Annotated in this window: 7 protein-coding genes; 2 read left to right on the forward strand and 5 right to left on the reverse strand. The window is 49.5% G+C overall.

Features of this window, described 5'->3' with window-relative positions:
• On the reverse strand, positions 1 to 1,037 hold a 1,037-nt coding region (locus B3A20_RS01000), incomplete at its 3' end, for a right-handed parallel beta-helix repeat-containing protein (protein ID WP_290760908.1).
• Between the two features lie 263 nt (positions 1,038 to 1,300).
• Positions 1,301 to 3,205, reverse strand: coding sequence for a carbohydrate-binding protein (locus tag B3A20_RS01005; RefSeq protein ID WP_290760910.1), 1,905 nt, complete (start codon positions 3,203 to 3,205; stop codon positions 1,301 to 1,303).
• Between the two features lie 332 nt (positions 3,206 to 3,537).
• Here B3A20_RS01005 and tenpIN point away from each other — a divergent pair, with 332 nt between their 5' ends.
• Positions 3,538 to 4,005, forward strand: a complete 468-nt coding sequence (tenpIN, locus tag B3A20_RS01010) for a type III toxin-antitoxin system TenpIN family toxin (protein ID WP_290760912.1) — start codon at positions 3,538 to 3,540, stop codon at positions 4,003 to 4,005.
• A 52-nt stretch (positions 4,006 to 4,057) separates the two neighbouring features.
• Here the strand turns inward: tenpIN and B3A20_RS01015 are convergent, their stop codons facing one another.
• Positions 4,058 to 5,554 carry a carbohydrate binding domain-containing protein gene (locus B3A20_RS01015; RefSeq protein ID WP_290760913.1) on the reverse strand — a complete coding sequence of 499 codons (1,497 nt, stop codon included), beginning with the start codon at positions 5,552 to 5,554 and terminating at the stop codon, positions 4,058 to 4,060.
• Positions 5,555 to 6,096: 542 nt separating this feature from the next.
• On the reverse strand, positions 6,097 to 8,439 hold the full coding sequence (locus B3A20_RS01020; protein WP_290760914.1) for a family 43 glycosylhydrolase: 2,343 nt from the start codon (positions 8,437 to 8,439) through the stop codon (positions 6,097 to 6,099).
• Between the two features lie 334 nt (positions 8,440 to 8,773).
• On the opposite strand from B3A20_RS01020, the gene B3A20_RS01025 reads away from it, so the two are divergent.
• On the forward strand, positions 8,774 to 10,264 hold the full coding sequence (locus B3A20_RS01025; protein ID WP_290760915.1) for a PHB depolymerase family esterase: 1,491 nt from the start codon (positions 8,774 to 8,776) through the stop codon (positions 10,262 to 10,264).
• Between the two features lie 610 nt (positions 10,265 to 10,874).
• Here B3A20_RS01025 and B3A20_RS01030 read toward each other — a convergent pair.
• Positions 10,875 to 12,515 (reverse strand): sialate O-acetylesterase, encoded by a 1,641-nt coding sequence (locus tag B3A20_RS01030; protein WP_290760916.1) that lies wholly within the window; start codon positions 12,513 to 12,515, stop codon positions 10,875 to 10,877.
• Positions 12,516 to 12,604: the final 89 nt, after the last annotated feature.

The following is a 12,604-nucleotide window of genomic DNA, read 5'->3' on the forward strand; positions in this document are numbered from 1 at the left end:
ATGTTGAACATACTTGCCTGCAAATCCAGGAAGCCTTCTTCGCTCGGACGCAAGAAATTGGAGTTTGCAAAGGTTATGCCTTCAAAAGACATGTAACCAACTTTGTTCTTAGTATCCTTACCGAGAATGCTGAAGAGCGTATTGACGCGCGGAACGACAACATTTGCGGTCGCCATGTTTTCGCCTGCGCGGGCCTTGTAATAAAGCGTACCGGTCGATTCGTCCAAGTACCATTCGCCCGGCTGGTCGATAAATTCGTAAGCATTTTCAAGGTAGTAAACCTGCTGCTTCGGCGGATTGCTCATGAAAGCAGTGCCAAGCATCGGGTATTTGCGGCGGAAAAGCTTGCTTCTTTCAGGATCCTGCGGTTCAAACTTGAAGGTATTGCCCTGCTGAGAAATCTTGTCAAGACGCAAGATGCTTTCGGCCCACGCAATCATCAAATGGATTTCGACCTTCTTCGGATTCTTCCAGTCCGTAGACTTGACATCGCTGCTGTTGAGGAGGAATGCAGAGCCTGCAGAGTCCACTTTGTTCAAGCGGAAGAAGTTATGGTCGCCGTTATCGAGCAAGTTCGGCATACGCGCGCGAATTGCCTTTTTGCCGTTCACGTACATCTGGCGGAAACGGGCATCGACACCTTCGACCTTCCAGATGTTGTTCTTTTCATCGTGAATCGTCCAGCCAGACATCGGGATACCGCCCGTAATAAGCGGAGTTTCGTTCGGATAGGCTTTATAGCGGACGTAGAAACCATCCTTACCGCCATCAGCCTCAGTAAAATTGACCGTAGACGAAAGCTGATAGGTTCCGCCACGAAGAATGACGGAGATATCGCCCGTCATGGTGCCGTTGATGGCACGCACAGCCTTCTGGGCCTGCGTAATCGTCTTGAACGGGGCCTCTTCGGTACCCTTGTTGGAATCGCTGCCATTGGGAGCGACATAGAAAGTAGCCTGATCAGCGGCGGTAGCAACAGTAACACCCAGGAAGAGTGCAGAAACTGCGGCAAGATGACCAATTGTTTTGAAGCTCATACCTAACCTCACGTTTAAAAACCAAACATAGTTTGCCCTAACAACACTTTAAAATTATTCTCGAAAATGCGTTTTTTTCATGTTTTAAGGCGAGATATTGTGGACGGTTTATCCATAGCTATGGGAGGGTGGAATATTCTTTTTTAGAGTTAGGAATTACACAAAATGCCTCGCGGAAGCGCGAGGCATTTTGAATGTGTTTGTGAGGAGAAATCTCAATGCCGCCCCGGCGCAAAGGCCGAGGAGACAACGCAAAGCGCTATTTAGCGAACGTTCACACGCTGGATTTGGTTACCCTTGACGGAGCGCACCATGTACGTGCCACGTGCATACCCAGCGTTCTTGAGCGCCTGCGGCATGCTAGCGCCATTCAAGTCCACGCGGCCAAGATGCTTACCTGTAGCGCTGAACACGTTGTAGGAATTCTCGGATTCAAACGACGTGAGACGAGTTTTTGCAAGCCCAACCTTTTCATCGCAAGTTTCTTCGCAGAACTTAATCCAGTCAATGTCCATCCAGTCGCCGGTTACCGTAAAGCGGAGGATGTGTTCGCCTTCGGTCAGCTTCACGTCAGCCTTAACTATGTTGTATTCATCGTAGTTGTCTTCGCCTTCGCTTGCAGCAGGTACCGCAATTTCTTCAGTAATATCCTTGCCATCCATGGAGAGTTTGAAGCTAGAAGTACTGTTGGCAGAAGCCACAGAAGCATTCATGGCATAAGTTCCCGTCGAAGCCACCTTCACTGTGTATTCAAGCCATTCGCCTGCCTGGTTGTAGCCAACAATGACACCGGTAGCCTTCTTGTAAAGGTCCACGCCAGTACCCGGGCGGTAATCGGAATCGCCGTGGTTTTCTGTATCGCTTTCGTTGTAAGTGGTGTTGCCCTGACCCACGCCGTTCACATCGAAATCTTCCACTTCGATCTTACCCGGAATGTCAAGAGGCTTGCCCTTGAACGGTTCGCGCGGAACCGGCTTTAAAACCAAGCGGAGCAGTGCAGAACCATGAGCCGGGAGTTCAATAGAAACACTAGAGACCGGTCCCAAATCCTTCTTTTTCCAGGCATCGCGGACTTCTACTTCGCCTTCTACGCCAATGTCTTTAAAGTTGCATTCGACGGTCTGGGTAGAATTGTTATTGTTGAGAAGCGCCACGGCGATATCGCCATTTTTCAAAGGCTTGGTCCAAACCTGCTTGCCATTCTTGTCAGAAATGCGGTGGCCCTGAACGCCCAAGGAGTCCTGGTTAATGGCAATCATGTCCTTGTTCAGGTAGAGTTCCTTAGTCTCGTTGCTCATGTTGCGCACATCGGAACTGATCATGATGGGAGCAGCCATGATGGACCACATCGTCATCTGGGAGCGCTGTTCCTCGTAAGAGAGGCCTCTGTTACCTACTTCGAGCATGTCCGGGTCATTCCAGTGACCGGGCTTTGCAATCTGCCAATACTTGTTGTTCGCATCAATAATTTCGTAGACGCCGCGGTACCACGAAGTCGAAATCCATTCGGGACCAATGTCGAAAGTGGTGCGCCAGAGGTTAGCAATTTTCGGCATCCAGTCCTTGTATTCCCACATGCAAATGCTGAACACGATGTCGCGTCCGGAATTGCGGAGAGCGTTGGACATTGCAGTGTAATCTTTTTCCTGCGTTCTCGGATCCGAGTCGCAGTTATCGTACTTCCAGTAATCCACGCCCCATTCAGCGAGCTTCTTGGCGTCCTGAACTTCGTGGCCGTTGGAACCACTTTCGCTTTGCCAGTTGCTATTGTAATGGTGGCAGGTGCGTTTGCCACGGTCGCCGTAAAGGCCGAACTTCAGGCCCTTCTTATGCACGTAATCAGCGATGGCCTTCATGCCACTCGGGAAAGTCTTCGGGTTGTTCTGGAGGTTGCCCTGGGCATCGCGCTTGGTATCCATCCAGTTATCGTCCAGATTAAGGAACACATAGCCCGCGTCTCTCAAACCGGATTCGACCATCGCGTCGGCAATTTCCTGAATCTGCTTTTCGTTGATGTTTTCGTGGAAAACGTTCCAGCTGTTCCAACCCAGCGGCGGCGTAAGCACCAAAGTGTCGGCACTAGCAAAAGCCTGCGATGCCAATCCCGCTAAAGCCAAAGAAGCTAGCACTCCAAACTTGCGACCATTTTTCTTGTTCAAACCAAACATAAGCACTCCTGTATCCTAAGTATTAATCATCCCCAAACTAAAAATACCCCCTAAAAAACAAAAAAATTAAAGGAATTACAAATGTTCCTTTGACATTTTATCCACGATGGATAAGAAGATGGATAGCAAAGCCAGCATATTGACTTTCCCGCAGATTTTTTGTATATTATTTGTAGATGACAGGGTGGCAGACCAATCCACCTAAGATAAAAAAGAAAGGTCAACCAATGACAGGGTGGCAGACCAGCCCACCTAAGATAAAAAAGAAAGGTCTAAGATGAGCCGTATTTCGTTATATATGAAATACGGCCTTTTTTATTTTAAGGAAAAAAATGAAACTGGCTCAAGCCGTCTTTCTTAAGCAATCTTTCTTTGAACGACATAAAGACCACAAGGAAATACTTACAAATAAAGCAGGCAGACCTTACCTATCTTTCATAATCGAATGTAATGGAACATTATTCGCCATTCCATTTCGAACAAATATCAAACACCCATACGCATTCATATTCAAAACTTCAAGCAGACACACAGACGAAAAGAAAGGATTGCCCGGCATCGATTTTACCAAAGCGGTAGTCATTCAGCAAATAGATATTGAATGTCAATGTACCATCGATAAAAAGGAATGGGTTGAACTCAACAAAAACTTGATGACAATCTTCACCAACTTTACCGAATACCTCAAAAAGTTTACAGCATCACTAGAAAATAGCGATTTTAGCAAGTTGCCCGTATTCAAATACTCATCGCTACAATATTTTATCGATGATGTGAAATCAGTCGTCAACTCTTTATAAAAAAAGAGCGTCCCCGAAGCCAGGGAGCGCTCTTGGTGAGAGAGAGTATTTTTTAACGGTCAACGGGCAACATGAACGAACGCGTTTTATCGCGCAAGATGTAAACGCCCTTGCCAAAGCCAGCATTTTTCATCGTTTTTTGCATGTTCGGCACATCGTTTTCGATGATTTCGACAAACCCGAGGCGTTTGCCCACAAGGTTATAGACACCAAACTTGCCGTTTGACGTTTTGAAGCGGAGAAATGACGCAATCGCGATTGTTCCCGGATCGGGTTCCGCAATTTTCTTGAGCGTGACGTTGTCGAGCGTAAGCGTGCCTGTCGAGGCGCCCGCATTAAAGCTCAAACGAGAATCCTTGTCCGTTGCCGCGGTCATCTGGAACTGGAAGGAATACTTCTTGGATTCCGTGCCGAGATCAAAATTTGCCTTTTCAGTGAGGTAGCTTGCCCACGGATCTGTATGCTGTTCCACATTCACTTCGAGCGTACGGGAAGCGCCAGCGCTTGCTTCAAAGCTCACTTCGTACCACTGGCCTTTTTCGAGACGCAAGTCATGCTGGATAAGCTGCACCTGATAATTCTGGTCGCCAACGGCGGTGATGTTGAAATTGTACTTGCCATTTTTCACGTCACCTGTTGCAGTGGCGCTGCCGTGAGTCTGCAAAGTCCAGGCGACATCTGTCGAATCGAAGCCACCGTTGAAAATGCTATCGCGGTCAGTCGGCACCTGAATTGGCGGCGGAAGCGAGGAGCCATCCAGCGAATAATTCTTGACAAAATTCCAAATTTCAACACTCGTATTGACACTGACAGCCTCGTCCATGGAATACCAGTGACCCTTGCCAGCAATCGTGAGCAAACGGACTTCGACGTTATCCTTGCACCCGCTCCAGACTTCGAGAGAAGCGGCAGAACCCGGCTTGCTCGCCGGATAAGGCTTTATAACCTTGGAACTCGAAGAGCATTTTTGCGCAGAGACCCAGCCCTTGAGGGTATTCACGGTGCTGTTGTAATTCACCACGTCATCGGAAGTGCCATGTGTATGCATAATCGGCATCGCGCGCTTGGGCGAGTTCACCCCGCCGCCACCAGAAACAGGCGCTATGGCCGCAATCATGTCGCCCATCTTGTTTGCCGCATGGTAGCTCATCATGCCGCCCATCGAGAATCCCGAAACGTACACGCGATTTTTATCAATGCCGTACTTGTTGTACATTTCATTGATAATCGCCTTGAGGAAATTGATGTCCTTGTCGCCACCGATGTCCCAGGCCTTGTTTTGGCCGTTCGGGAACACGACCACAAATCGTGCGGTATCGGCAATCGGCTCCCACTTGGCGGCGTTCTGCTGATACGGGGCATCCTGATTCATACCGTGCATCTGGATGATGAGCGGGCGGCCCTTTTCGATATTTTTCGGCGCATACACATTCATGGTACGGTTCGTGCCGTTCACGTTAATGTTGTCTGCAAAAGAAAAGGTCGCAAGGCTTGCTAGAACAGCAAGCGAAAGCAATCCATGAACTTTTTTGAAGATTTTACCAAACATACCTTATCCCTTAGAGATATCCATTTCACCTAAAGACAAAATACATTTGGAAGCGTAACTTATCGCATGCAGATTATTATTTTCCATTGCTCTTTTGACAATGGGTTGAGGGGATAAAATGTGTAATAGGGGTGTTTTAAGAACAACCAAAAACGGTCAGGATATACACGCTTAAAAATACTTGCGTATTTCCGCGTGTGCAGGCCTCTTGGTTGTTCTGGAATGTGTAATGGGGGTGGTAAAGAAGGGTGTTTAGAGAACAACCAAAAACGGCTTGGATATACCCACAGGAAAGCAAGCTTTCCGAGATGTAATTCTAGCCTCTTGGTTGTTCTGGGAATGTAATGGGGAGTGTTTGCAGAACAACCAAAACGGGCTGGAAATGCATATTTGAAAACTTCGTTTTCAATATGCGCTTCCAGCCCTTGGGGGTGTTTACAGAACACCAGAACGACCAGGAAATGGATGTCCGTAAGCTTCGCTTCCGACATCCGCTTCCTGGTCTCGGGGGTGTTTGAGGAACTATGAATAAACTATATAGATTACTTTGTTACGGAGAGGCGGAGGGTGGTGCCTGAGGTGAGGGACTTGACGATGTACACGCCGCTTTCCCTCACGAGGCTGTTCACCTTTGTACGGACATCAACGCTGTTCATGGCATCGATGCGGCCGACAAACTTACCGTTCAAGCCATAGACACTATAAGACTGTACGCCCTGTATGCCGTAGCGGACAGCATTTGCAATACCGATAGGCTCGATAGGTTCCGGATCCGTAGCATCCGCACCCTTCACGAACGTGAAGTAGTCGATATCAAGCCAAGAGCCAACAACCGTGAAGCGGAGTACATGTTCGCCTTCCGGGAGTTTTACGTTTGCTTTTACCTTGTTATAATCGTCATAATTTTCTTCGCCGGAACTTGCCGCCGGCACCGCAATTTCTTCGGTGATGTCCTTGCCATCCAAGGAGAGCTTGAAGCTCGAGGTGTTGCCCGCTGCTGCGACAGCCGCAAACATGGTGTAATCTCCAGCTTCCTTTACGTTCACAGTATATTCGAGCCAGTCGCCTTCGCTGTTGTAGCCCACAATGACGCCAGTTGCCTTCTTGTAAAGGTCAACGCCGGTACCCTTGCGGTAGTCAGAGTCGCCGTGGTTTTCGGAATCGCCATCATAGTAAGAGGAACCATCTTTGCCCTTGCCCGGCACGTCGAAGTCTTCGGCTTCGATCTTGCCCGGGAGCGCAATTGCGGGGCAGTTTTCGCCAGCGGCACAGAACGGAGTCTGCGGAACAGGTTCAGAACCAGCGCCGTCGAGATAAATTTCATCGTTCACATCGGTACCGACCTTGAACCAGTCGAAGTCAGCATAGCCGCCCGCCTGCTTGGTCGCAAAGTTGAAGAGGCCCCAGCGCACGCCTACGAACATGTGGAGGTCATAATTGAGCTTCACATCGTTGCCAATCTTTTTCCAAGAGCTACCATCGGTACTGTAATAGAAGTATGCGGTACCGCGGTCAATCGGCAAGTCAAAATCAATTCGCAGGTAAACCTTGGAGTCCGAAAGATTTTCACTTGTTACAAGTCTTTCGCCATCCTTGTTTCCGCTGTACATCACAACCTTGTAGTTACCGCCATCTTTTGCAAGCGCGACAAAGCCCTTGTCATCCTGCAAAGCAACGAGGCCCGCCATGTCTCCATCCTTCATGCCCTTGCCGTCAACAAGGGTACGGCCAGAACTCTTAGGGCCAAAGGAACGCTGTGTCAAAGTGTTCTTTGCATTCACGACACGGCTATCCGTGCGGCCCGTGGTAATGCGGAAAAATCCCGGATTTGCCGTCAAAGACCAGTTCTTGTTATCGGGATTGTGGTTGAATTGCCATTCGAGAGCAAGTTCGCCAGATTCAAAATCGTCACTCGTGACCATGCCGTAGCCCGGGAGCGGAGATTCCGGCAAGTCGATTGTTGAAGGTGCCTTGGAGCCGCTCGTAGGCACTGGCCAACCGTCCTTCCATTCCATCGGCACCAGGTGCGACATACGGCCAACCGGGCCGGAATCGCGGAACAAAAGTGCATACCACTTGCCATCGGGAGTGTCAAAGATGCCACCCTGCGCAACACCGTTATCAGAGAGGAAATACCTTCCGCTAAATCCGGAGAGCAGGCTCTTGGAACGGTAAACGATTTCGCTACGGCTCTTGCCAGCCGGCCAGGAAATCGTAAACAGGTAGTATTCGCCATTCACCTTTTCCATGTGCGAGCCTTCCTGCTGCACGTAGTAGTTGCTGGTGCCGGTCACCTGGTTGATGCTCACGCCGCCAATCTTGCCGCTCTTGCCGCCGGCCTTTACACCGCTTGCGTCGTCGTTCAACTGCACGTAGCTAATCTGGTCACCACTGCCGTAGAACACCCACACGGTGCCATCGTCATCGAAGAACAGAGAAGGGTCGTGGTAGAACGGGAGTTGCACTTCACTCCACTGGCCGCTTTCCACGTCGGCGGTTTTGTACAAATGCGTCTTGCCCGTCGTGTAGGACGGGGTCAGCACGTAGAAGAATCCCTTGTGGTAACGGATGCTCGATGCCCAGGAGCCCTTACCGTAGGCATCCTTGCCGCCATTCAAATTCTGCTGGTCATTGTTGGCAAGCGTCTGGTAGGCATAACCCACAGTGCGCCACTGCGCCAAATCCGTGCTCTTGAAAACAGGCACGCCAGGCGCAAAGTGCATGGTCGTCGTGACCATGTAATAAGCATCGTCAACACGGACAATGGAAGGGTCCGGGCTATCGACATACATGATCGGGTTATTGACCTTAACGGCTGCACTATTCACTACAGCAAAAGCAGCCAAAACCACAGCCGACTTCGCCATCTTACTAAACAATCCCATAACAACTCCTTTCCAACCAAGGCTAGATAAGATTAACAATCATAATTTATCCCATTTACACACTTTCTAACCTTAAAACCAAGTCCTTTTTATGGATTTTTTGTCAATAGCGCAACCTCTTTTTGCCCCATTACAACCCCCTAAGCCACGTTGCTTTGTAAAAATTCCTTTTCGCAATTTTCACAACGCTTTATAAATTTTCACAACACCAATTCACAACACCCCAAGAACTTCCATTTATATTTTGTTCAGGTCTAGCGAATATCGTGGGGGATTTGGTTGGACTCGGTGGATGAATAGAGTTTGGAATGATTAACTATAAAAAGGAGTAGCTATGACCATGTTTAAATCCATGGCATTCGCAGGATCGCTTGCAGCACTGAGCACGCTTTCTTTTGGCTGGAGTATCAGTGGATCAGTCAATTCGGGCTCTGGCCGTGCACTTGCCGGCGTAACGATTTCGTCGTTCAACTATGCAGGACTTGAAGCAAAGTCTGCAGAAGACGGCACGTTCACCATTACAAACGCAGAGGCTTCCCTGCACAACGCGTTTGTAAAGACGGCAAAAGTTCAATACAACTACAACGTCATTACCATTTCGGGCGTCAAGGCACAGACCATTACGGTGTCCGTCATGGACGCACTCGGCAAGGTTGCATATTCCAAGACGCAGCACAATGTCAACGGTTCCCTCAGCATTGACTTAAACAAGACGAGTGCCAGAGGCGCCAAGTTCCTCCGCATCAACGCCGACGGAAACCGCAACACCTACCAGATTGGCAAGACTGTAACGCTCATGAAGGAAGGCGACCCGCTGCCGGTCTTGCAGTTCGCCTTGGAAGGCTACCAGACCACCACCTACCAGGCCAAGGCCGAAATTGAAACTGGCGTCAAGATTACAATGCAACGAGGCAGCAACATCAATCCGGTCTCCAGCTCTAGCCAAAAGGCCGAATCCAGTTCTTCCGCCAAGGTTGAGTCCAGCAGCAGCGAAGAAGCCTCATCTAGCAGCAAGGCCGAAGAAATTATTATCAACTGCGCCGGCAAGACTTACCAGGCTGGCGACCACAAGATGTCCGTAAATGTTGACGGCAAGAATCGCACGTTCATCATGCACGTTCCGAGCGCCTACAAGGGCGACAAGCCGGTACCGCTCGTTGTCGACTACCACCCAATTGGAGGTAGCGGCCAGGGTCAGCTCAGCGGCACCACTTACAAGTCCCAGACAGACCCCGAAGGCGTCATCTCGCTCTATCCGGATGGCACTGGCGGAAAGTCCATGATGGGTGCCGGCTGGAACGTGGGCCCGTGCTGCTCGAACGATGACGACGTGAAGTTCTCTCGTGAAATGATCAAGGCTGTCGAAGAAAAGGTCTGCATCGATACCAAGCGCGTTTACGCAACCGGTTTCTCGATGGGCGGCGGCATGAGTAACCACGTGGCATGCTACATGTCCGACATTTACGCCGCAGTTGCTCCGGCAGCTATGGACTTGAACAAGACCAACAGCGCCACCTGCAATCCGGTTCGCCCGATTTCCATCATCATGTTCCGCGGCACAAACGACAACGTCTGCCGTTACCAAGGTGGCGATAGCGGATTCAACGACGGCTTGAACTTCCTGGGCGCCGAAGGCAACTTCAAATTCTGGGCCGAAAAGAACGGCTGCACCGGCTCTCCGTCCAAGAACTCCGACGGTTGCGACGAGTACTCCAACTGCAAGGACGGCACGAAGGTCGTGCTCTGCACCAAGCAGGGTGGCGGTCACGAACAGGGCAATGGCAAGGTCGGCTGGCCGTTCCTGAAGTCCTTCACAATGCCATAATGAATTTGATTTCATAATTCATCCTAACCTCAAATCGCTCCGGATAAAACCGGAGCGATTCTTTTATTTTGTATAGTTGTCAACTACTGAAATTTTGAAAAACACTCGTTTTTTACGTGAATAAATTGAAATCTCTCAAACTAATCACGTAATTTTTGGTATAAAAGAAGCATATTTCAGACATTTTCCATTAAAAACACATCGAAAACAACCTTTTCTACCGTCTTTATCAAAAAAAAACACCCCAAAACCAGCTTTTCCACATTCAAAACTACAGACAACGTTTAAATATTACGTGAAAGCCACGTATTTTCAATACCTTTTTCACGTAAATTTCACCATTTTCTAAAAATTTCATTTTTTTTCACACACCAACAGGCATTCAAACCACCGATTACTTTTTATAAATGCGGACCATTGCGCATTCTTGATAACGCGCCGCGATCTCCGACTCCATACGAAAAGAGCCCCGGCGGTTGCCGAGGCCCTATAGGAGTCACACTAATTTTTCCCGTGTATTATTCTCTCATTTTATTAGCCGTACATGATGCCAAGAGCAACAGCGACGACAAAGAAGAAAGCGATTTGCTTTACTACTACCAACTCGTTTTTATTCATGTATCACCACCTTTTTGGTTAGAGATTTTTCCCCGTTCTTGCGGACAAAGAACACGCCCTTTGCCTGCTTGCGGAGCTTTGCGTTTTCCCTCACTAGATTCATTGCTTCGTCCATTCCCTTTGCGGTAAACGAGCCGAGCTTTACCCCCTGCATGTCGAACACGCTAAAGTTGCTTTCGGCCTCAGTCATACCAAAGCGGATATTCTTAATTCCAATGGGCGGCTGAGCGCTGATTTCCTTGAATTCGATATAGTCAATATCAATCCAGTCGTTTGCAATTTCAATCTTCAGTTCGTGTTCGCCAGCCTTCAGGGAAACCTTGCCACCATCGACGATAGAGAACGTGTCAAAGCCCTTGCCTTCGTTCACCATTTCATCGCCAATGCGCTTGTCATCCATGTAGAGCACAATGCTACCGGTCGCATTGTCACCGGCTACGTTCGCCGTAATTGCGTAGTCGCCATCGGCCTTGACATTTACGGTGTACTTGAGCCATTCAGACTTTTGGCAGTGACCGACGACAATGCCCATGTTCGGCTGGTAAATATCGACATCGTTCTTGCGGAGCTTACCGCCTTCGTTGCCCTTGCTCAAATCGTAATAGGCCTTGTCGGCGCCGCCCTTGTTGTAGTTTTCAGCTTCGACCTTGCCAGGGATTTCAATCGGGTCCGTGTACGGGCCATATTCCTCGGGCGGTTCATCCGGAACCGTAGACTGGCTCGGGTCCACAAGGTTTACCGGCGGAGCATCCGGATCAATCGTCTTGTCGATAAGCTTGAGCATTTCGGAGCAGTAGCGCTTGCCAAGTTCAATCACGCCCGCACGGCCAAAGTGGTACGGATCCTTGCCGTTACCCTGCAAGCCCTTGGAAGAGGCAAGTCCGAACTTCTTGAAATTTTGCTTAAGCTGGGCAATGCCGCCGTTTTTGCTAGAGCAGCAGTTCTGGCCTTCCTGGAGGAGTTCGCCCGCCACAAACGGCACTTCGTTTTCGTCCAAGCCAAGCGCATCAATCACGTCCTTGTAGGTCTTGTAAACGGTCTTGCGCCAGTTGGCATCGGTACCGTCACTTTCGCCCTGGTGGAAGATGAAGCCCTTGATGACGCCCACTTCCTTTGCCTTCTTGGCAAGTTCCAGAATGCGTCCCGGAGGGTTGTTGTCGTAATCCTTGGGCCAGCCCCAGTTCATGATGTCCTTGCCATCGCCCCTGAAATAAGCTTCGTACTGGTCCTTGTCAAAGGCGCGGATGCTCACAGCACCGATGGCAACCGGGATAATGCCCACGGTCACGCCCGGCAAGGAATCGGCCATAGCGCGGCCAAAGTAGTCCGCCGGGGAGAGGTTTTCGAACGGATGGAACATCGGAGGAATTGCCGGGTACCATTCGCCCGTCTTGATAGACTGATTCGTCTTGCCGCTGCGTTGGCTTGCATTTGCATTGTGCGAAGCAAGCATGATAAAGTTCTTGGGCGGATTCGCCTGGTCCTCGGACGGTACGATATCGCCGTTGCCCGCCATGTTGGACTGCCCGTAAGCAATGTAAATATGGAAGTTCGGGTTCGGAGCCGCATTCGCCCCCACCGCAAACATAGAAAGCCCTGCAGCAACACCTGCATAGGCCAGGATTTTTTTCAATTCTCTTTCCACGCTCATTTTTATATCCCTTAATCCAAAATTTCTATAAAGAATCTACCCTAAAAAAGCCGTTTTGTAGCACAGCAGGG

The sequence above is a fragment of the Fibrobacter sp. UBA4297 genome, assembly GCF_002394865.1.
In the GTDB taxonomy this organism is placed as follows: domain Bacteria; phylum Fibrobacterota; class Fibrobacteria; order Fibrobacterales; family Fibrobacteraceae; genus Fibrobacter.

Bases quoted from the DNA above. Each gene is read 5' to 3' on its own strand.
- B3A20_RS01015 (WP_290760913.1), bottom strand. From the start codon at position 5,554: ATGTTTGGTAAAATCTTCAAAAAAGTTCATGGATTGCTTTCGCTTGCT.
- B3A20_RS01005 (WP_290760910.1), bottom strand. From the start codon at position 3,205: ATGTTTGGTTTGAACAAGAAAAATGGTCGCAAGTTTGGAGTGCTAGCT.
- B3A20_RS01025 (WP_290760915.1), top strand. From the start codon at position 8,774: ATGACCATGTTTAAATCCATGGCATTCGCAGGATCGCTTGCAGCACTG.
- B3A20_RS01020 (WP_290760914.1), bottom strand. From the start codon at position 8,439: ATGGGATTGTTTAGTAAGATGGCGAAGTCGGCTGTGGTTTTGGCTGCT.
- tenpIN (WP_290760912.1), top strand. From the start codon at position 3,538: ATGAAACTGGCTCAAGCCGTCTTTCTTAAGCAATCTTTCTTTGAACGA.